Raw genomic sequence first — 22,392 nt, forward strand, 5'->3', positions numbered from 1 at the left:
CCGTAGTTTACTACGGGGCGCTTTTGTTTGTTTAATACTCCAGGATTTTTCGCATAGCCCTTATTTTGTTGCCCTTTTCTATTTTTGTTGCATAGCATTTGGTACCCCTTGCATTTATTTATATAATTATTCAATATATTTTTACCGCTAAACTGCCGATCTATATGTTGCAGTACAAGAGTGCGACGCAAGTAAAGCTGCTTTATGCTGTTAGTTTGGCTCATAAATATTTGTACAGGTACAATTTGATATCTTTATTTACATAATCTACATCATGCATAAGAACGTATTATTATTAGGTAGTGGAGAACTTGGTAAAGAGCTGGTGATAGCCTTAAAACGTTTAGGACAAACAGTAATTGCAGTGGACAATTATTTGGGCGCACCAGCTATGCAGGTTGCGGATGGTTTTGAAGTAATTAATATGTTGGATGGAATAGCACTTAGTGAGGTAGTTGCAAAACACAAACCTGATATTATTGTACCAGAGGTAGAAGCTATTAGAACTGAGTTGTTTTACAATTTTGAGGCCAGTGGTATTCAGATTACCCCTAGTGCCAGGGCTGCCAACTTTACCATGAATAGAAAGTTGATTCGTGACTTGGCTAGTAAAGAACTTGGTGTTAAAACTGCACGTTATGTGTATGCAGATAGTTTACCCTTATTTTTAGAAGGTATTCAAAGTATTGGTTTACCATGTGTAGTTAAACCTTTAATGTCATCCAGTGGCAAAGGCCAAAATGTACTCCGGGATATGCAGAATGCAAATTATGTTTTTGAATATGCCATGCAAAACTCAAGGGGAGATATTAAAGAAGTAATTATTGAAGAATTTATCGAATTTGATGCCGAAATTACGTTGTTAACTATTACTCAAAAAAATGGGGAAACTATTTTCTGTGAACCGATAGGGCATGTGCAGGAGCGGGGAGATTATCAGGAAAGCTGGCAACCCCATATTATGCAGGATGAATTTTTACTAGAGGCAAAAGAAATTTCAAGAAAGATCACTCATGCTTTGGGGGGATATGGCATTTGGGGTATAGAATTTTTTCTTAGTACAAAAAATGGCGTATATTTTTCTGAGCTTAGTCCGCGGCCACATGATACTGGTATGGTCACGCTTGCAGGCACACAATCTCTAAATGAATTTGAATTACATGTACGTGCATTTTTGGGATTACCCATACCTGAAATTGAATTATTGCGTTATGGCGCAAGTGCGGTAGTGTTGGCAAATGATACCAATACAAGTTATCCTGTTTTTAGCGGTATAGAACTGGTGTTAAATGAACCCAAAACCGATGTGAAAATATTTGGTAAACCTGCAACCAGACCTAATAGAAGAATGGGGGTGGTTTTGACAAATGATATTATTGGTACGGATGTGGAGGCGTTAAGAGATAAAGCAAAAAAGGCAGCCGCATTAATACAAGTTAACTAAATTGTATTAGCCTGGCAATAGTGCATGAATACAGCTTTTCTTCCGTCGCACTCTTGTACTGTAGCAAATAAATCAACTTGAGATAATCAATAAAAAGAGGGCGTAAAATAAATTTACTCCCTCTTTTTATTACTAGCCTTTTCTAAAAGCTTTAAATGCATTTATTAAACCGTTGGTAGAAGAATCGTGCGACTCGATGTTAACATCATTTTCTAATTCAGGTAAAATTTTATTGGCTAATTGTTTACCCAACTCAACACCCCATTGGTCGAAACTAAAAATATTCCATATCACGCCCTGAACAAAAATTTTATGTTCGTACATGGCAATCAGGCTGCCCAAAACATCTGGCGTAATAGATTTTATCATGAATGAATTGGTAGGTCTATTCCCCTGAAAAACTTTAAACGGAAGCAGCTTCTTTATTTCCTCAGTTGTTTTGCCCGCCTTTTCTAATTCAGCTTTTACTTCAGTCTCACCCTTCCCTGTCATCAGCGCTTCTGTTTGTGCAAAGAAATTGCTCAATAATTTTACATGATGATCACCAATTGGATTATGGCTTATAGCAGGAGCAATAAAATCGCATGGAATTAAAACGGTTCCCTGATGAATTAATTGATAAAATGCATGTTGCCCATTGGTGCCTGGTTCACCCCAAATAACCGGACCGGTTGCATAATGTACTTCATCACCATTACGATCCACATATTTTCCATTGCTTTCCATATTTCCTTGCTGAAAATACGCTGCAAAACGATGCATATATTGATCATAAGGTAGAATAGCTTCTGTTTGAGAACCATAGAAGTTGGTATACCAAACACCCAGCAATGCCATCAATACAGGTATGTTTTTATCAAAACTTTCAGTTCTAAAATAAGTATCAACAGCATAGGCACCCTGTAAAATTTCTTCAAAATTGTTATAGCCAATTGTTAATGCTATGGATAAACCAATGGCACTCCATAATGAATATCTACCTCCAACCCAATCCCAAAATTCAAACATGTTTTTGGTATCTATTCCAAATTCTTTTACCGCTTTTTCGTTTGTACTTAACGCTGCAAAATGTTTGGCCACATGTGCTTCATCTTTTGCAGTTGCTAAAAACCACGAACGGGCAGTAAGTGCATTGGTCATCGTTTCCTGGGTGGTAAAAGTTTTTGATGCAATCAGAAACAGTGTTTCATCAGCCGTAACCTTCTTTAAGGTTTCTGCTATATGGGTGCCGTCTACATTACTAACAAAATAAGTTTGTATTCCTTTAACCCAGTATGGTTTTAATGCTTCAGTTACCATTAGTGGCCCTAAATCACTACCGCCAATACCAATGTTTACAATATATTTTATTGGTTTTCCGCTATATCCTTTCCAGTTTCCATTATGTATTTCTGCACAGAATGATTTCATTTGGGCCAACACTTTTTGCACATCTGGCATTACATCTTTGCCAGCAACCATTACGGGATTACCCGAAAAATTGCGTAAGGCCGTGTGCAATACCTGCCTGTTTTCAGTTTCATTTATTATTTCACCTGTAAACATGGCTTCTATAGCCTCTTTTACATTACATTCTTTTGCAAGTTGCTGTAAAAGCTGAACCGTTTTTGGGGTGATTATATTTTTTGAATAGTCAAACAATATATCCTTAAAACGTAAAGAGAACGAGTTAAACCTTTCCTTGTCTTGCTGGAAAAGCGTATTCATTTGTGTTCTCTGCATTTCTTCCTGATGATGTTTTTTCAGAAGAAGCCATGCTTGTGTGGTTGTGGGGTTAATTCTTGGAAACATTGTAGATATTGTATTTAGTTAAATGAATAGTTTATAATTTCTGTAAAATTGAAATTGTTTCTTCAATTTGTCTGTCATTTACATCTAAGTGAGTAACAAATCTTACTTGTGTAGCAGACATAGCAATCGCCAGAATCCCCATTTCTTTTAGTTTGGCTGAAAGGGAGGCAGCCGAAAATCTACCATTTACTTCAAAAATAACAATATTGGTTTCTACTGGTAAGATTTTGCCAACAAAGTCTTTGGCAACTAGTGCTGTAGCCAATGCCTTTGCATGCAAATGATCTGTGGCCAACCGCTCAATATGATTATCCAATGCATAAATGCCTGCAGCAGCCAACACACCGGCCTGCCGCATTCCGCCTCCAAATAATTTTCTTACCCTTCTTGCCTTTTGAATAAATGAACTGGTACCCAGTAAAACACTACCTACCGGTGCACCTAAACCCTTACTTAAGCAAACAGAAATGCTATCAAAAACCTCACCATAAGCAGCTGTATTTTCCTGTTTGGCAATTATTGCATTAAATATGCGGGCACCATCTAAATGTAATTTTAGTTGGTGGGTATCACACACATCCTTTATTTCTAAAAAGCTATTAAAATCATAACAGGCACCGCCACCACGGTTGGCTGTATTTTCCAAAGAAACCAATTTGCTAAGGGGCTTATGCACATCCGAAGGGTTATTAATTGCATTTGTTACCATTGTCGCATTAATTCGTCCGTTGGTGCCCTGCAATAATTTCACGCTCGATCCTGCATTTGCTGCAATGCCTCCACCTTCGTATAAATACACATGAGAAAGCGCATCGCAAATTACTTCATCGCCGGGCTGTGTATGGCATTTTATGCCTATTTGGTTGGTCATTGTACCACTTGGGCAAAACAGGGCAGCCTCCATTGCAAACATTGAAGCAACTTTGTTTTCCAGTTCATTGATAGTGGGGTCTTCTCCAAAAACATCGTCGCCCAGTTTGGCTTTCATCATAGCATCCAGCATACCCGCTGTAGGTTGGGTAACTGTATCGGATCGTAGGTCAATCATATTGGCGAAGATAAGTCATGTGCTTTATTTTTGTTTAACGATGCAAAAACTGATGGATATTTTAATACAACAGTCATTAGTTTTTGTAGCCAGACTAATTACAAATATTTGGCTTTACTTGCGTCGCACTCTTGTACATCCGGTTCTTTGGGCAGCAGAAAACAGGTATTTATACCAATAACCAAATTGTATAAATGTGGTTAAGAATCAGGCTTTTTCAGCTGCCATGAAAGAGGAACCCTGAACCGAGCGTGGCAAGTAAAGCTTAATAGCAGCAAATAGATGGTCACAAAAAAAATACAGCTACTATTTGTACTAGTTTTGAAATCTTTAACGATTGAAGCATTAAACTGTATTAGATAAAAAACGATTTTAAACTACCTTTACAACGAAAATTACTAGAATGAAAAAAATGCACATTGTTTCTTTGGTGCTTATTGCGGTTGCAATTGCTGTATTAATAAGCTTTATGGGCGATGTTACCAGTTATGATACCATAGCTGTAGCAAAAGAAAAGCCAGGTAAAGCCGTTACATTGGTAGCGAAAATGGATAAAACCCAACCCCTTGAATATGATCCTGTTAAAAACCCAAATTATCTTGAATTTACAGCTTTGGATACCTTAGGCAATTCTATAAAAGTGGTGTATCATAACACCAAACCAACTGATATGGAGAAAAGTGAACGCCTGGTACTTAAAGGCAGTGTGGTTGGTGATCATTTTGAATGTAAAGATATTTTATTAAGATGCCCATCTAAATATAAAGATGCCAATGCAACCAAGCAAAATTTGAATGCGACCTACGAATATGCCGACTCGGCCAAATCTTAATGTGTTTTCTGAAAAAGTAAAATCCTGAAATGAATTATATTGGTGAACATTTATTGCCCGGCCAGTTAGGCCATTTTTTTGCCTTGCTTTCTCTTGTAGCTTCTTTACTTGCCACCATTGCTTATTTTAAATCCAATAAGGCCAATTTGCCAGATGATAAAAAAAGCTGGTTACGCATGGCCAGGTATGCATTTTTGGTAGAAACTATTTCGGTACTTACCGTTTTTTTGTTGCTTTATATAATTATTTCAAACCATTACCACGAATATTATTATGCATGGGATCATTCATCCCGGTCATTACAACCAGAATATTTATTAGCCAGTTTTTGGGAAGGCCAGGAAGGTAGTTTTATGCTATGGAGTTTTTGGCATTGTGTGCTGGGTTGGTTTTTTATTTGGCGTGAAAAAAAATGGGAAGCTCCTGTAATGACAGTGGTAAGCTTTGCGCAATTTTGCCTGGCAACCATGTTATTGGGTATTTACGTTTTTGGAACCAAAATAGGTAGTAACCCCTTTATATTGTTTAGAGACCAGATGCCTGATATGCCCCTTTTCTCTAACCCCGATTACCTTTCTTTCCCCAGAATAAAAGAAGGGAATGATTTAAATAGTTTATTACAGAATTACTGGATGGTAATACATCCGCCGGTGTTGTTTTTGGGTTTTGCCTCTACTATTATCCCTTTTGGTTTTGCTTATGCGGGTTTAATGAATAAAGACCATACCTGGACAACCGCCTCCATTTCTTGGACCAGTTTTTCTGCAGCGATACTTGGTACTGGAATTATGATGGGAGCAGCCTGGGCTTATGAAAGTTTAAGTTTTGGTGGCTATTGGGCCTGGGATCCTGTAGAAAATGCCTCATTGGTGCCCTGGTTAATTTTAGTGGCCGGCTTGCACATGAATCTTATTTATAAAAGCACCGGATATTCTTTAAAAAGCACCTATGTGTTTTATATTTTATCCTTCTGTTTTGTGCTCTATTCTACTTTCTTAACAAGAAGCGGCATTTTGGGCGATACCTCTGTACATGCATTTACAGGTGCAGATATGAATGTGCAATTATTATCATTTTTATTTGTATTTCTGATACCTGCATTTGTGTTATTCTTTATACGTCGTAAAGATATACCCACCATTTACAAAGAAGAGTCTACCTATAGCCGGGAGTTTTGGATGTTTATTGGTTCATTGGTTTTGTTTTTATCAGCCATCGTAATTTCTGCAAAAACCTCTACACCAGTATTTAATAAAATTTTTGGTACCAATATCGCTCCCCCCGAGGATGCAAAATTTGCGCATAACCAGGTGCAAATTTTTATTGCAATCATCATTGGTGTGCTAACTGCAGTAACACAATATTTTAAATATAAAGACACCCCTAAAAGCTATTTCTTTAAAAAATTAATGTGGCCTACCATAATTAGTCTGGTAATAAGTTTAAGTATTTCCATTTTTGGTAATATTGATTACACTTCAAAAGGTGTTGGATTTCTCGCTGCCATACATGTGGGCATTTTTGCAGCTACTTATGCAGTAATAGCCAATGCTATTTACATTTGGGTAGGCGTAAAAGGAAAACTGAGATTTGCAGGTGCTTCTGTTGCCCATGTGGGTTTTGCATTATTTCTGTTTGGGGTGTTAATTTCCTCCAGCAAGCAGGAAGTGTTAAGCCAAAATACTACTGGTATTAATGTATTTGAGAAAACAAAAAATGAAGACCCCGCCGAAAATATTACCTTATTCAAGGGCATAAAAACTGATATGGGTAAATATGATATTACCTATACCCGTGATACTTCTAACGGTTTTGACAGGAAAAAATACTTTGAATTAAAACTCGAGCCCAAAGATGGCTCGGAAGAGTTTTACCTGTACCCGGATGTGCTAAAAAACAATAAAGGACAAATGGGTTTTGCACCCAATCCCGATAAAAAACACTATTTAACCAACGATATTTTTGCTTATATCACCACCTGGAGTGGCTTAAGTGAAAAGCCCGATACGGCTCAATTTGTACCGCGCCAGGTAAAAGCAGGCGATACTACTTTCTATTCCAACGGGATGATTGTACTGAATAAAATTGTAGTAAACCCTCCCGATTTTAAAAGGACTACAGAGCCAGGTGAAACACCTGTTATGCTGGATATCACAGTGATTTCAAAAGAGGGTAGAAAGTATACCGTACAGCCTGGATTTGCTATTAATGCGGCTTCAACCAGTTTTAGAAACCTACCTGATAGCGTAATTGCGCAAAGCCTTATTATTAAATTCGATAAAATTACCGATGATAAAAACGGCATTTTTCAGATTGGTATAAAGGAAACACAGAACCTGAACGATTTAATGACGCTTAAAGTGTATAAATTTCCTTTTATTGTACTTGTTTGGATTGGCATTGTTGTAATGGTAGTAGGCTTCCTAATGAGCATGGCGCAAAGAATGAATAAGAACAAACTATCCGCTATTTAATACCATTATTAGCCCGGCTTTTGTGCAAAAATGGGCTTTACTTGCGTCGCACACTTGTGCTGTATAATTTATATCAGCAAGCTTTATGTGATTTGCATTTTAATGGTAATTGCTACCAGTTTTTACGATTTATGCCGATAATACTTGCTTTTTAAATATGCTGCCATAAAAGTGGAACCTTGAACCGAGCGTGGCAAGCAAGGTCTCATTTATATACTTCAGCCGGGCTACAAAAATGTATTTTTATCTCCATCTGTAGCATGGTAATGATGTAATGCCGATTAAACACTTGTACAATTAATATTATTTTATACCGTTTAATGCACATTAAGCCACGGAAAAGTGTTTCTTTATTTGATTAATTTTTATTTGGCATTATTTTAAGATTTTCCTGCTGGCTTATGGCAATTGGCAAAGGTTACTTTTAACGTATATGCAGCATTAAATAGCAACAGATTGTTTTATTTTTATTATTCATGCATCGTTTAAACCATATCATTTGTTTTATAGGCATTGCGGCAATAGCTGTGTTTTTACCACAGAAAGCAGCTGCACAAAATGGCCATGGCATTTATGATACCATTAGGGTAGATGCCTGTATAGAAGCCAATGGCGATACTATTCCCTGCGCCTGGTTAGACCCCTTTTCAATAAAATCTAAATTATACGGCAAGTGGAAAAAGCAATATGCTGAATGGACAAGATTGCGTAATGCAGTATATGTTACTTACCCTTATGCCATATCTGCCTCTAAAGTGATGAATGAAATTAATGCCAAACTGGTAAATGTTACAGATAAGGGTAAGCGAAAAGCCATAATTCTTGCCCGGGAAAAGGATTTAAAAAAAGAATTTGCAGATAAACTTACACAGCTATCGGTTTACCAGGGCAAAGTATTAATGAAGCTGATTAACAGGCAAACCGGTAATAATTGTTACGAAATAATTGATAGTTATAAAGGCCATTTTAACGCGGCTTTCTGGCAAACGGTAGCTTTGCTGTTTGGCAGCAACCTAAGGCAGGATTACAACCCTAATGGCGATGATAAAGCCATGGAAATGATAGTACGCGATGTGGAAGCCATGTATGGTGTTAGAAGATAAGCAAAACAAATTTCTCCAACCTGCTTTGCCCAATTGATAGCTTTTCCTTTTCTCAATTTTACTCCAATCAATCTGCATATTAGCAGTAACTTGCGGCACTTAATAATTATTGCGCATGAAAGTTGATATTCTGGCATTTGGTGTACATCCTGATGATGTTGAGCTGGGTTGTGCCGGTACCCTGATTGCCTCAGTAGCTGCAGGTAAAAAAGTAGCTGTGGTTGATTTAACAAGGGGAGAACTTGGCACCAGGGGTACAGCCGAGACCCGCAAAATAGAAGCAGCCAATGCTGCCAAAGTAATGGGCCTGTATGCCAGGGAAAACCTGGGTATGGCGGATGGGTTTTTTGAATACAATGAAGACAATATTCATAAGGTTATTGAAGTAATAAGAAAATACCAACCCGAAATTGTACTATGTAATGCCCCGGAAGACCGTCATCCTGATCATGGCCGTAGCTCGAAATTAGTATCTGATGCAGCATTTTTATCCGGTTTAAGAAAAATAATTACAACAGCAGCTGGGGTAGCTCAGGAAGCCTGGCGGCCCAAATTTGTATTTCATTATATACAGGACAGGTACTTAAAACCTGATTTTGTGTTTGATATTTCGGCTTATCACGATCAAAAGATAGCTGCTGTTCTTTGTTATACTACCCAATTTAATACAACTGATACAAGCGAGCCTGAAACCTATATCTCTAACCCCGATTTTTTGGATACTATTAAATCAAGGGCTTTATTGCTGGGTAAGCGCATAGGCGTGAAGTACGCCGAAGGTTATATTAGCACCAAAATGCTGGGAATTACTGATTTTGATGCTTTTATACAGGAAACTACCTAAGGCTTCTAATGCTAATTTTAGGCTAATGATTAAACTCATGAACTTAAAATCAATATTAATAGCGACATTTGCCCTTCATTAAAAGGTTTGATAAAACATTTTTTCTCATGCATACTCCGAAATTCGCCCGTCCTGATCAATCTTTTCACGTAGAATTGAAAAACAGGATTAATGATTATTTTGAGCGTACCGGTAAATCTACCACCGGGGGTATACGCTTGTTTAGCAAAGCTGCTTTTTTAATAGTATCACTATCTATTATTTATATTGTATTGGTATTTTTTACACCATCTACACCATGGGCTATTTTGCTAAGTGCTTTATTAGGTGCACTAACTGCAGCTATTGGCTTTAATGTAATGCACGATGGCGGTCATGGTAGTTTTAGTAAATACGGCTTTGTGAACAAAGGCGCAGCTATTACTGCTGAAGTGTTAGGTGCCAGCCATTTTATGTGGAATATTAAACACAATGTTATTCACCATGCCTATACCAATATTGATGGAATAGATGATGATATTGATGCAAAGCCTTTCTTAAGAATGGCACCTACCCAAAAGCGGTATAAAATGCATAAATTCCAGCATTATTATTTTTGGATTTTTTATTGCATCCTGCATTTATACTGGAGCTTGCTGAGTGATTACCAGAAATATTTTTCAGGCAAAGTTGGCGAAACACCTCTAAAGAAAATGAATACGAAAGATCATATTTCTTTCTGGGGTTTTAAATTGTTACACTATTCCTTGTTTATTATCATACCTATTATTAGTGTTGGTTTTACTTCATGGATCATTGGTTTTCTGATATTCTCAGTTGTGGCTGGTTTTACATTAAGTATTGTTTTTCAATTGGCGCATACTGTTGAAGATACCGAGTTTCCTATGCCAGATTCACTTACCGGCAAGCTGGATGATGAGTGGGCTATTCACCAATTAAAAACAACGGCAAATTTTTCTACAAGAAATAGGTTTATTTCCTGGTTTGTGGGTGGGTTGAATTTTCAGATAGAACATCATTTGTTCCCTAAAATTTCTCATATTCATTACCCACAAATAAGTAAGATTATTAAACAGGCTTGTGAAGAATATGGTGTTAAATACGTGGAATACCGCAGAATGCACCAGGCAGTATGGTCGCACATTTCGTTTCTTAAACAAATGGGAAGGGCCTAATTAATTTTAATTACCTGATTGTATATATTTTGAAAGAGGACCTACTTACACAGTAGGCCCTCTTTTTTATTTTGCAGCCACAAAGGGGGAACCCTGAACCGAGCGTGGCAAGTAAAGCTACATTAATGAGCAATTGCCGGTACCATACATGGCATTTTACTGGGTTTCAAGTTCTTCAAAAATAATTCCCTGTTGTTGTAATGCTGCTAATACGGGTTCGTAAATGGCAGCAGTTACGGGAATATGTAAACCTGTTTCCTGCAAACTGCCCTTTAAAATAAGTGTGGCGGCAATACCCAAAGGCAGTCCCACGGTTTTAGCCATGGCTGTGTGTAAGCTATCGTCGCCTTTTACCACCAGACTGCTTTTTATGGTGTGTATCTTTTCATTTAATACATATTCAATTTCGTGAAGCATCACAATCATGTCCTTGTCTTCAGGCTTAAGGGCCAGCTTTTTTTCCAGTATAAATTGTAACACATCAGCAGCGCTGCATAAGCCTTTATTTATAAGGGTTTCATCATCCAGCCCCAGAAAAAACAACTGTTTCATGCTGAGATTGGCTTCGTGCATTTTATCTGCAACGGAGGCGGCTGCATTATTTCTTACATCATCAATATCTACTGTTGTTAAAGCGCCTTTATCGTTTATAAACATCATTTCATCTTCGCTTATTAACCCTTCTTCAGCGGCCGATTTATCTTCATTCATTAAAACCATTAGCTTTTCCATCATTTCCCTGGCATAATCAAGTCTGCTTTTCAACATTTCGTTTAACCAATCGCCAAAACCATATTTTTTAAAATGTGCTTTAAAAAATGCAGCTACAGTTAGTCCATCTGTTTCATAGCTGGGCGTTTCATCAGTTAGGTGCAGGTCAATAATATTTTTCCATCCAAATGAAAAATCCGGATGTCTCAAAGTGGTTCTTATAAATGTAGCAACATCGGGTAATTTATATAAATCAATATACCCCAGCGAGTCTCTGTTAGGGTAGTAGGCATATGCATCACCATTGGGTAATGCCACTTTTTTAGTAGGGTTAAACAAAGCTTCATATTTTAAATCTACTATTTGCCCGTTTTCTTTATACACTGCGCCGGCTTTACCTGCCAGTATAATATTGCGTGGGTTCCAGCTAATTTTATAGTGCCATGGATTATCATCGCTTTCCGGTGCAACCAGCCCGCCGCAGTGAGATTTAAATGAGGTAATTTTTCCACCGGCTTTTTTTATGGTATCAAAAATTTGCATGGCACTCATATGGTCAATGCCGGGGTCAAGTCCCATTTCGCAAAGAAAAAGCAGGTTTTTTTCTTTAATGCTGGAGGCCAATGCTTGTATGTCTTCACTTACATATGATGCGGTAAGTAAATGTTTGTTCAATTCCAAACAATCCAATGCAATTAAATAATGCAAAGCATGCGGCATCATAGATATTACCACATCCGCCTGCGCCACCAGGGCTTTACGGGCTGCGGCATCTTCAATATTAATGGCAACGGCAGTAGCCAGCGCATGTTCACCTACTTTTGCTTTTGCTGCTTCCAAATTACTATCTGCCACCGTAAGTTGCCAATTATTTTCAGTAGCCTGGTTTTTTAAATATTCAATTAACACCGTGGCCGATTTGCCGGCGCCAAACAATACAATATGTTTTGTCTTATTCATATGGTAAACATGTAAAAGTTAAATGCTGTATGGGTACCCGACATTTGATTAGCCATTTAGCTTTTCTTGCGTCGCACACTGCAACGGCAACAATGCTAATCGGCACAAAAAGGCGTACAATAAAGTATACACCCAATTTTTATTGCCAGTTAAAACCCTGGTGCAAAAGTACAATAGCTTTTATGTAAAGCGGAATGTGTTTATGGATAAATATGTATGCCTTTGTAAAAGGCCAATAAAAAACTTAGTCAGCAATAAGATAGAGGTTCTTTTTCTCTGAGCTAATCATTGATACTTTGTAGCGTACAGTGGCCGCTTTGGCATTATCCGGCGCTTTGGCATTTACCTTTTCACCTGCATCTACATTGCGCAGGTATAAGGTTTCGCCTTTAATATAGTGGCCGGCAATATCATAGTATTGCAAATCTATCATCACCAGTTCCAGTGGAATATCACTGGTGTTTTCTATAGTATAATTAATACCTGTAGCTTCATTAGCATATGGAATATTGGCATCCACATGAATATAGTGGCCAATGCTTTTAATACCGCCATCATTTACAGGTGCCGTTTCTTTTTTAGGTAAAGCTGCATTTACTTCCTGCGCAGGTGTTTTTACCTGTTTGATTACGGGTTGCTGAATGGTATTGGCTACAACTGTTTTGCTGTTAACAGCAGGTAAGGCAGCCGGTTTTATTTGCGGTTTAACAGCTGCTGGCTTTGAAACTGGGTTTTCAGTATTTTTTACCGCAGTAACTACAAAACTATTGGGTTTTTCCGCAGTTGATTGTTCAGCTGCCGGTTTGTTTTCCGGCACATCCGGCAATATGGTTTGTACCTGTTCGTTGTTTGTGGCGGTTGCTGCAGGGTCAGAAATAATTTGAATGGTATCAGTATTGGCTGCAATATTTGGGGCAACATTATCCACTGTTGTATTATGAGTGCTATTGGCACTTGAATCGCTCCAACTGTTGTGCATCCAAAAGCCAATACCGGCAATAATCACTAATAGCATAATGGTAAGTCCGGTATTACTGGTTAAAAAATGAGCTTTTTTTAAAGTTGGTGTACTGGTTGATAATGTGTTTAGAAATACAGTTTCAGTTTCAGACTCAATCATTGGAGTTTTTAATTTTTGGGGCTGAGGTTTAGCACCGCCGACTGATTGTTTTTCCTGTTCCCAATTAAGCCAAACATCATTCCATGCAGGTAATGTATCCGGTGTTGCTGTTGATGCTGCTTTTGGTGCAGCTACCTTTTTGGACTCTTCTACTTCTGTAGCTACAGGCATTATGGGTACTTCAATCCTGGCACTATCAGCTTTTATTCTTATGCGCGGTTTCTCTTTTTTTATAGTAGCAGGTATTTCCGCAATAACGGGTGTAACTATAGCCGCCATTTCAATAGGTGCGGTGGTGCTAATAACCGGCTTTTTATAAAACCTGTCAAAAGGTTGTTCTTCAATGATGGGGGCATGTTGGGCAAACTCAGGTAGTTCGCCGGGATAACGCCAGGCCGCACTTTTACCATCCAGCCAAATAAGATCGTATTTTTTAAAACCGGTTTTTATCAGCTCTTCGGCAGAGTAGGGGCCGGTTTCTTTATTATTCCTGAGGAGGCGATACATTTTCATATACACTAATTAACAAATGCATAATGCATTAACCATTCCCTTTATTGTAAAAGAATCGTTATAAATACTGTAATGCCTCAAAGATGAAGATTTATTTTTAACCCAATACCAAAAGCCCATTTAAATCTTGTTAATAAACTGGCGAAACCAGTACTCTACAATATCTGTATAAATAGTATGAGCCCGGCAATAGAATAAGCATGAAGCATCCGTTGCGTCGCACACTTTTACTGTTATATCATGATGCAGCTATTTATATTCTGTAGAGGAAGGATGACGTTGTGATATGAGTCAGATTGAAAATTATGGATAAAAATTTACTAGACTAGCAGCAGATTTATTTTATACATTTTATTCGTTTTCTAAATACCTAAATCTGACTGCATCATCAACTCTAAACCTTGAACCATAATATGATTGAATACAGTTTTTAAATTCCTCTGTCAATTTGTTTCTCATTGCAAAATCTAAATCTTGTTTCTTTAAAAATGTCACTGTAAATGTACCCCAGCCATAGCTTGAACCGAATTCAAGAGTCGGTAAAGAACTTTTCCAATCCCCAAATATTCTATTAAAATCTTCTCTTTGCCTAGCTTTTATATATTTCTGTTTGAAATGCATGTAAGTGAATAATGCAACTATTGATAAAACAATTCCTGAGATGATATTTAACAACATAATTGTTCAGTTGATTTGTTTACAGCAGATTTTGATGAATTGTTTTTTGCCTTCTGTTAGTGATTGTCTAACTAAGCATGTTGTGACCTGCTTTTTAGATTTTTGCTAAAATCTATAGGTTCACCTGGTTTAAATGAAGTTAGAAAACTTACTAATATTAATAATATAAAGAATGTTCGCATAAGCGTAATTAAAGTTTCAGACAATTCAAAAATAGAGGAACAATACAGCCTCGCCAAAAAAATTGGCTATGCTTCATCATTACTTTTATTGCAACAACTTAGAAACTCAAATTATTTGTCTTTGGCATATATTTTACCCTTTTTCACTCACCACTCACCACTCACCATTCACCACCCACCATTCACGGCCTGCCCCCAATAGCCCCGAACGTACAAGTGAGTGACACAAGCGGCGATGCCATATAAAACAACAGCCGGTAACATAAAATTACCGGCTGTTGTTGCAATGTATTTAGTTTGGCTTTATACCGTAGCATCTTCGTATGCACTTACGGGCTCGCAGGTGCAGATGAGGTTTCTATCGCCATGGGTATTATTTACCCTGGCTACAGAAGGCCAGAATTTATTTAGCGTTACATAGTACAATGGAAACGCTGCCTGCTGGCGGGTATAACTATGGTTCCATGCATCGTTACACACCAGTGCCTGTGTATGAGGGGCATTTTTTAATGCATTATCCTTTTTATCGGCAAGACCATCTTCAATGGCTTTTATTTCTTCCCTTATGCTAAGAAGGGCATCGCAAAAACGGTCTAGTTCTTCTTTGTCCTCACTTTCAGTAGGCTCTATCATAATAGTGCCCGGTACCGGGAAACTCATGGTTGGTGCATGAAAACCATAATCAATTAAGCGCTTGGCCACATCTTCTGCCTCAATTTCGGCCGTTTTTTTAAATGGACGTAGGTCTACAATAAATTCATGCGCACACTGGCCATTGTGGTTGGTGTAAAGAATATCGTAAGCACCATCTAAACGGGCACGCATATAATTGGCATTTAGAATGGCATATTCTGTAGCTGCTTTAACACCTGCTGCTCCCAGCATTCTGATATAACCATAAGAAATTAACAGGATAGAAGCAGAGCCATATTGCGCCGCCGATACCGCCTGAAATCCTTTGTGTGAGGCGTTTTCCGTTGTTTCAATAACATGTTTTGGTAAAAATGGTGCCAAATGCGCTGCCACACAAATTGGGCCCATGCCAGGGCCACCACCACCATGTGGGATAGCAAATGTTTTATGCAGATTAAGGTGACAAACATCGGCTCCAATAAGGCCGGGTGCTGTTAAACCTACCTGTGCATTCATATTGGCGCCATCCATATATACCTGCCCGCCATATGCGTGTATAATATCGGTAATATCTTTTACGGTTTCCTCGTACACCCCATAAGTACTTGGGTATGTAATCATAATACCGGCAAGATTATCGGCATGCAAGGCGGCTTTTTCTTTAAGATCCTGTACATCAATATATCCGTTTTCCAGGGCTTTTACCACTACCACTTTCATGCCTGCCATTACCGCACTGGCAGGGTTGGTGCCATGGGCCGAAATTGGTATCAGCATTATTTTGCGGTGGGTATCGCCACGGCTTTCGTGGTAGGCTTTAATGGTTAATAAGCCGGCATATTCGCCCTGTGCGCCGCTATTGGGTTGCAGACTGCAGGCATCGAATGCGGTTATCTCGCACAGGTAGGCGCTTAACTCCTGAATCATTTGCTGATAGCCGGCAGTTTGATCAAGCGGTGCAAATGGGTGCATTTTGCTCCAATTGCTCCAGCTTAAAGGAATCATTTCGGTAGCTGCATTTAATTTCATGGTGCAGCTGCCCAAAGAAATCATGGAAGTGTTTAAGGAAAGGTCTTTATTTTCCAGTTGTTTAATATAGCGCATCATCTGGCTTTCGCTACGGTGCATATTAAACACCGGATGCGTTAAATAAGCGGATGTTCTTAATAATCCTGCTGGTATATGTAACAAAGTACCATCCTGCTGTATATCAAATGCAACGGGGTCTGTATCGTTTTCAAAACAGTTAATCAGGTCGTACAAATCTTTAATACCTGTTGTTTCGTCAATAGAAATACCAATATGGCTGGCATCAATATAGCGCAGGTTAATTTGCTGGCGTTCAGCTTTTGCCTTAATTGGGGCTATATCGGTAGCTTTTACTACAAAGGTGTCGAAGAATTTATTAGATACCAGACTACATCCTCTATGAACAATAGCATCTGCCGCGGCCTGGGCCAGCATGGCGATGCGTAAGGCAATATTTTTTAAGCCATCGGGGCCATGGTATACGGCATACATAGCCGCCATATTGGCGAGTAATGCCTGTGCTGTACAAATATTGGAAGTGGCTTTTTCGCGTTTAATATGTTGTTCTCTGGTTTGTAAAGCCATACGCAGGGCACGGTTGCCCTGGGCATCGATGCTTACGCCAATAATTCTGCCCGGCAGGCTGCGTTTAAATTCATCTTTTGCTGAGAAAAATGCTGCATGCGGACCACCAAAACCCAATGGTACACCAAAACGTTGTGCAGAGCCAATAGCTACATCCGCACCCAATTCACCGGGAGGTGTTAACAGGGTGAGTGCCAATAAATCTGTAGCCATTATTACATAACCATTTACAGCGTGAACGGTTTCAATAAAACGGCTATAATCTTCTATACTGCCCAGGTTATTGGGGTATTGAATAATAGCACCAAAAAAACTATCGTCAATAGTGGCGTTGGTATAATTGCCAAATACCAGTTCAACACCAATAGGGGCTGAGCGGGTAATGATAACATCTATGGTTTGAGGAAAAATGGCTTCATCAATAAAGAGTTTGGGTTTATCGATGGTAGCTCCTTTGTTCACATGGTGAAATATCATGGCTACAGCTTCTGCGGCCGCGGTAGCTTCATCTAATAAGGATGCATTGGCAATAGGTAAAGCGGTTAAATCGCTAACCATGGTTTGAAAATTAAGCAGGCTTTCTAAACGGCCCTGCGAGATTTCGGCCTGGTACGGAGTATATTGGGTATACCAACCCGGGTTTTCAAAAATATTGCGCAAAATAACGCTGGGGGTAATGGTATCGTAATAACCCTGGCCAATATAGTTTTTAAATAATTTATTACGCGAACCCATTTCACGAATTAATTGCAGGTATTCATTTTCGCTAATGGCGGGTGGCAGGTTTAATGCATGTTGCATACGAATGGCTGCCGGTACTGTATTGCCAATAAGCGTTTCCATGTTAGTAACACCAATAGTAGCCAGCATGGCTGCGGTATCTGCTTCGTTGGGGCCAATATGTCTTTGCTTAAATTCTGAGGATTGCTGATCAAATAAATTCATAAAGATGGGGTTAACCGCTTAAAAAGATGCGCAAAGTTACGGTGTAACCTTTAGAATAACTATCGTTTGTTGAACCTGTGGATAGCATGTGCAATAGAATGTAAAGCAATTCTTTACATGTAGTAGGTAATCAGTTTTGTTGTGGGTTGTATTGGCTGTTAAAAGCTCAATTGTTTTCAACAGTACAAGTGTGCGACGCAAGAAATGATGCCATAAAAATCTTTTGCCCGGCTCCCCAAAAGGTTGCTAAACATATAAGGTATTATGCTTACATTATTTTTTTGAGCCCGGCAAATGTGGCCTGTTCAGCTTTACTTGCGTCGCACACTTGTGCTGCATAACTATGGCAGCTTTGCCCGGGTTTTGCGAAAAGAAAACCGTGGCTGCTTTTAATAAAAATAAATTCTGATGCTTTGATAGGAGAGGCGGTTTTGGGAAATAGTAGCGTCTTTTGAGAAGTCTTTTAATCCAAAAAAACCGGCCACATTGCCTTTGTTTATGGCTATTTCCAGGTAATTGGCGGAGTTAAACCAGGCCATACTTTCACCGGGTGGAACGGTACTGTAATTATCGCTGATGGTATCTATATAATCTTTTTTGTGCATCAGCTCAATTCTAAAACCCCGGTTTCTTCTTATTTCTTCAAACTCGGTTTTGGTTATATTTAATACCACGTTTTCAAAATTGTCGATAAAAATTATCTGGCTGTCTACCCAGTCTGGCCCAACAGAAGAACGCATGGGATATTTTTCTTCTATCTGCATGGCAATGCTGGCAATATCCTGTATAGCGCCGCCACTATGTACATGTTGAATGGCCTGTGCAATGGCATGTGTGCAGGCCAATAAAGTGCCTTTGCCATTGGTATTGGTACTAATGGCATACACTGATGCTGGTCTTCCGCCGGCAATCATGGTAATTAAGCCATTGTCGGGGCAAATAATATATTGTTGGTTCAACTCAGTAAACAACACATGCGAGGGTACTTTCTCAAAAAAGTTAATCAGTATTAAATGAAAGGAGCCTTTGGGAAAATGTGCATACGCATTTTTACAGATATAGGCATTTTGCTGGTGATTAACCGGGGAGAGCTGATGGGAAATATCAACAGGAATACATCCCGGTACTGCGCCAATTAGCTGGCCCTTTATTGCGCCGGTTATAAAATCTATCTGACCAATATCTGAAGAAAGTGTAATTGCAGGCATGGGGAATATTAATACAAAGATGATGCAATTACTTTACCAGTTCTCCATTTTTATAGAAGAATTTTCTAACCAGTTTATCTGTAATAGATGGGATTAATTTATTTAGAAAAACAGTTCGTTTATCGTTCATGGTAAATACATGTGTTCTTTTTCTTTTTTCTATGGCATCCATTATTTGTGCGGCACATTCTTCGGCACTCATCATAGCCCCTTCATCCATTGGAGAAGATCCCTGTGCGCTGGCATCTTTTGTTAAAGCTGCATTGCGAATATTAGATGTGGTAAACCCCGGGCATACCCACATAATATTTACGCCAGATTCCAGCATCTCGGTTCTTAGCGCTTCAAAAAATCCATTAATGGCAAACTTAGAAGAAGAATAACCGGTTCTGCCCGGCAAACCCCTGTAACCGGCAATAGAAGAAACGCCTGTAACAGTTCCTTTTTGTTTTGTAATATAGGGCAATGCAAATTTTGTGCAATAAACCGTACCCCAAAAATTGGTATCCATTACCCTTCTTAGTGTTTCTAAATCTGTTTCGTTAAACAAGGCCCGCATAGAAATGCCTGCATTGTTAATCAATATATCAATAGTGCCGTAATGCTTTACGGTTTCTTTAATAAAGTTGTCGCAATCAATTTCCCTGCTTACATCGGCAGTATAAATAAATAAGGGCTGGCCGGCATAGTTGGTTTGTAATTGATATAGTTTATCGTGATTACGGCCACAGGTTGCAACACGTGCACCTTTTTCTAATAATGCATCTACCAATGCCCTGCCTATACCATCAGATCCGCCTGTTACAACTACCACTTTATTATTGAAGAAAGACATATTTTATTTTTATATGGCAAATGTAAACAGTAAAATGTTGTGATGTTGATAACCTGTTATCTAACTAAAATAAATTTTTTTGCATAAAAATTTGGCATAATCAGCTTTTGGACTATTTTTGCACTCCCAATTACAAAAAAGGGTAAGCGTATTGTTTAACAATACAACGATTTGGTAGCTCAGTTGGTAGAGCAATACACTTTTAATGTATGGGTCCTGGGTTCGAGTCCCAGCCAGATCACAAGCGCTTCAGTTAATAGCTGGAGCGCTTATTTTTTGTAATAGTTTTTTCTTTTTGGTATTCGGCAGTTTCGCATCCTTCAACTTTCTTGCGTCGCACTCTTGTACTGCAGTAATGCTATGCAGCAATAGCAGGTTTAATTTATTTTCAACCAAGATTAGTTTCTATCTCCTTCTTCATTAGTTGTATTTCATGTTCATCTACCACTATGTTTTCAATACTTTCTTTCATGCCCCCCTGAATAAATTCCATAGAACCTTTACTGCTTTTTCTGGCTGAAGAGTGTAGTTCTGTTGCACCTGTAAATGCAGCCAACGCCTGAATATTATTGCTTCTAACACCACTACCGGGCATAATGATAATTCTGTCTGCGGCTTGTGTAATAAGCGTTTTAATCAGTTCCTTTCCATCAAAGGCATTGGGTACCTGCCCGCTTGTTAATATACGTGAGCATCCACAACAAATGATATCTTCCAATGCTTCCAAAGGTGCTCTTGCCCTGTCAAAGGCACGGTGAAAAGTTATTTCCATTGGATAGGCCATTTCTACCAATGCCTTTGTTTGCGCCATATTTATGCTGCCATCCTTTTTTAATATGCCAACAACTGCACCTTCAAAGCCAAGCTCCTTGCATAAAAGCAAATCTTTTTTAATAACACTATATTCTTCATCAGTATAACAAAAATCACCACCATGCGGTCTTATAATTGGGAATACAGGAATGTTTATTTTCTCCCTTATCAATTTAAGTGTGCCATAAGAAGCTGTGGTGCCACCATCTGCAGGACTGTCGCATAATTCCAGTCTGTCTGCCCCTGCCGCTGCAGCCATAAGTGCCGACTGAATATTAAATACAGCAATTTCTAATAATGCCATTACAGAATTATTTGAATGAATGATAAAAAATTATAACTGGTGTTATTGGTTAAAAAGAAAAACACCAACAGCGCAAATACATAACCGAAATATAGTTTGCTGTTTTAATAAAGAAATAGGTGCTATTTGAATAATGGACTTCTTATTTATAAAATGAATTTACCATCAATCAATTCATTGTGGTCATCTGCATAACACACTGCATAATTAAATCCTTTTTGAATGCAATAGGCACCGTGTTCCCCTTTTTTATTTATGGCAATAAACCCTACCTGAATATCTTTTGCTTTGGCACCTTTTATTTTAATTATTCTTTCAACGGCAGTCTTGCAGGCCTGTTCGGGTGAAAGTCCCTGGCGCATTAATTCTACCACCAAGTGTGTGCCTGCAATACGTATTACATCCTCCCCCTGACCTGTAGCCGTAGCTGCCCCAATTTCATTGTCCACATATAAGCCGGCACCAATAATGGGGGAGTCGCCCAGCCTGCCACGCATTTTAAAACCCATTCCACTGGTCGTACAACTTCCGCTAAGGTTACCATTGGCATCCATTGCCACCATACCTATTGTATCATGGTTCCAATCGCCATTAGAAAGTTTATTTGGTGCAAAAGCACTTTGTCCTTTGGTGCGTTCAACATTAATAACCGGTTTGTATTCAGATTTTTCCAGCCATTTTTTATATTCTTTTGCTGCATCGTCCGATAATTTTTGTGCTTCCAAAGGGAATCCTTCGCTTACTGCAAATTGTTGGGCACCTTGCCCAACAAGCATTACATGCGGGGTTTTCTCCATTACCCTTCTAGCTACAGAGATGGGGTGTTTTATGCGCTCTAATGCAGCTACGCTACCACAATTAAAATGTTCATCCATAATACAGGCATCAAGGGTAACAAAGCCATCCCTGTCGGGGTTGGCGCCTAGGCCAACACAGCAACTTTGTTCTGCCTCTGTAACCATCACGCCTTGTTCTACGGCATCCAAAGCCCTGCCGCCATTACGTAAAACCTGCCAGGCCGCTTTATTGGCATTTATGCCAGCATCCCAGGTAGAAATAACAATTGGTTTTCTGCCGGCAGGCGTTGCTTTTTTAAAAGAAAGTAAAGAAATAGCAGATAGGCCAGCTGAGCCTAATTGCAAAAATCGGCGGCGGTGTAACATGA

General features: G+C 38.8%; 17 protein-coding genes and 1 tRNA gene. 7 read left to right on the forward strand and 11 right to left on the reverse strand.

The window, feature by feature from the left end; all coding sequences use genetic code 11:
- Window positions 1-224, reverse strand: a 224-nt coding sequence (locus GD597_RS21910) for a hypothetical protein (RefSeq protein WP_216368630.1), incomplete at its 3' end; no start/stop codon positions are given.
- A 50-nt stretch (window positions 225-274) separates the two neighbouring features.
- Between GD597_RS21910 and purT the strand changes: the two genes are divergently transcribed.
- Window positions 275-1,444: a formate-dependent phosphoribosylglycinamide formyltransferase gene (gene purT, locus GD597_RS18845; RefSeq protein ID WP_171609467.1), complete on the forward strand. Its 1,170-nt coding sequence runs from the start codon at window positions 275-277 to the stop codon at window positions 1,442-1,444.
- A gap of 132 nt (window positions 1,445-1,576) precedes the next feature.
- On the opposite strand, the gene pgi is transcribed toward purT, so the two are convergent.
- Both pgi and GD597_RS18855 read right to left on the reverse strand, forming a co-directional pair.
- On the reverse strand, window positions 1,577-3,235 hold the full coding sequence (gene pgi / locus GD597_RS18850) for a glucose-6-phosphate isomerase (RefSeq protein ID WP_171609468.1): 1,659 nt from the start codon (window positions 3,233-3,235) through the stop codon (window positions 1,577-1,579).
- 31 nt (window positions 3,236-3,266) lie between these two features.
- Window positions 3,267-4,283: a threonine aldolase family protein gene (locus GD597_RS18855; protein WP_171609469.1), complete on the reverse strand. Its 1,017-nt coding sequence runs from the start codon at window positions 4,281-4,283 to the stop codon at window positions 3,267-3,269.
- Between the two features lie 403 nt (window positions 4,284-4,686).
- On the opposite strand from GD597_RS18855, the gene GD597_RS18860 reads away from it, so the two are divergent.
- The 5 genes from GD597_RS18860 to GD597_RS18880 all read left to right on the forward strand — a co-directional run bounded on the left by GD597_RS18860 (window position 4,687) and on the right by GD597_RS18880 (window position 10,711).
- The gene (locus tag GD597_RS18860) at window positions 4,687-5,115 is read left to right on the forward strand and encodes a cytochrome c maturation protein CcmE domain-containing protein (RefSeq protein ID WP_171609470.1); all 429 of its coding nucleotides are present in this window, start codon (window positions 4,687-4,689) and stop codon (window positions 5,113-5,115) included.
- A gap of 29 nt (window positions 5,116-5,144) precedes the next feature.
- A complete protein-coding gene (gene ccsA, locus GD597_RS18865) occupies window positions 5,145-7,589 on the forward strand; it encodes a cytochrome c biogenesis protein CcsA (protein ID WP_171609471.1) in 2,445 nt (814 codons plus the stop codon).
- 476 nt (window positions 7,590-8,065) lie between these two features.
- A complete protein-coding gene (locus GD597_RS18870) occupies window positions 8,066-8,692 on the forward strand; it encodes a DUF4294 domain-containing protein (RefSeq protein ID WP_171609472.1) in 627 nt (208 codons plus the stop codon).
- A gap of 115 nt (window positions 8,693-8,807) precedes the next feature.
- Complete coding sequence (gene bshB1, locus GD597_RS18875) at window positions 8,808-9,536, forward strand: bacillithiol biosynthesis deacetylase BshB1 (protein ID WP_171609473.1); 729 nt, start codon at window positions 8,808-8,810, stop codon at window positions 9,534-9,536.
- Window positions 9,537-9,643: 107 nt separating this feature from the next.
- Window positions 9,644-10,711: a fatty acid desaturase family protein gene (locus tag GD597_RS18880; RefSeq protein WP_171609474.1), complete on the forward strand. Its 1,068-nt coding sequence runs from the start codon at window positions 9,644-9,646 to the stop codon at window positions 10,709-10,711.
- 156 nt (window positions 10,712-10,867) lie between these two features.
- On the opposite strand, the gene GD597_RS18885 is transcribed toward GD597_RS18880, so the two are convergent.
- The 6 genes from GD597_RS18885 to GD597_RS18910 all read right to left on the reverse strand — a co-directional run bounded on the left by GD597_RS18885 (window position 10,868) and on the right by GD597_RS18910 (window position 20,110).
- Window positions 10,868-12,382: a saccharopine dehydrogenase C-terminal domain-containing protein gene (locus tag GD597_RS18885; RefSeq protein WP_171609475.1), complete on the reverse strand. Its 1,515-nt coding sequence runs from the start codon at window positions 12,380-12,382 to the stop codon at window positions 10,868-10,870.
- A 244-nt stretch (window positions 12,383-12,626) separates the two neighbouring features.
- Window positions 12,627-14,015, reverse strand: coding sequence for an FxLYD domain-containing protein (locus GD597_RS18890; protein WP_171609476.1), 1,389 nt, complete (start codon window positions 14,013-14,015; stop codon window positions 12,627-12,629).
- 351 nt (window positions 14,016-14,366) lie between these two features.
- A complete protein-coding gene (locus GD597_RS18895) occupies window positions 14,367-14,693 on the reverse strand; it encodes a hypothetical protein (protein WP_171609477.1) in 327 nt (108 codons plus the stop codon).
- A 485-nt stretch (window positions 14,694-15,178) separates the two neighbouring features.
- A complete protein-coding gene (gene gcvP / locus GD597_RS18900; RefSeq protein WP_171609478.1) occupies window positions 15,179-18,067 on the reverse strand; it encodes an aminomethyl-transferring glycine dehydrogenase in 2,889 nt (962 codons plus the stop codon).
- Window positions 18,068-18,456: 389 nt separating this feature from the next.
- Window positions 18,457-19,275, reverse strand: a complete 819-nt coding sequence (locus GD597_RS18905; protein ID WP_171609479.1) for an SAM hydrolase/SAM-dependent halogenase family protein — start codon at window positions 19,273-19,275, stop codon at window positions 18,457-18,459.
- A 28-nt stretch (window positions 19,276-19,303) separates the two neighbouring features.
- On the reverse strand, window positions 19,304-20,110 hold the full coding sequence (locus GD597_RS18910; protein ID WP_171609480.1) for an SDR family oxidoreductase: 807 nt from the start codon (window positions 20,108-20,110) through the stop codon (window positions 19,304-19,306).
- Window positions 20,111-20,278: 168 nt separating this feature from the next.
- On the opposite strand from GD597_RS18910, the gene GD597_RS18915 reads away from it, so the two are divergent.
- Window positions 20,279-20,351: transfer RNA gene (locus GD597_RS18915), tRNA-Lys, on the forward strand.
- Between the two features lie 147 nt (window positions 20,352-20,498).
- Here the strand turns inward: GD597_RS18915 and GD597_RS18920 are convergent.
- On the reverse strand, window positions 20,499-21,227 hold the full coding sequence (locus GD597_RS18920; RefSeq protein WP_171609481.1) for a copper homeostasis protein CutC: 729 nt from the start codon (window positions 21,225-21,227) through the stop codon (window positions 20,499-20,501).
- Between the two features lie 146 nt (window positions 21,228-21,373).
- Window positions 21,374-22,390: an isoaspartyl peptidase/L-asparaginase family protein gene (locus tag GD597_RS18925; protein WP_171609482.1), complete on the reverse strand. Its 1,017-nt coding sequence runs from the start codon at window positions 22,388-22,390 to the stop codon at window positions 21,374-21,376.
- Window positions 22,391-22,392 lie beyond the last annotated feature (2 nt).

Source organism: Limnovirga soli, from assembly GCF_013106755.1.
Lineage (GTDB): Bacteria > Bacteroidota > Bacteroidia > Chitinophagales > Chitinophagaceae > Limnovirga > Limnovirga soli.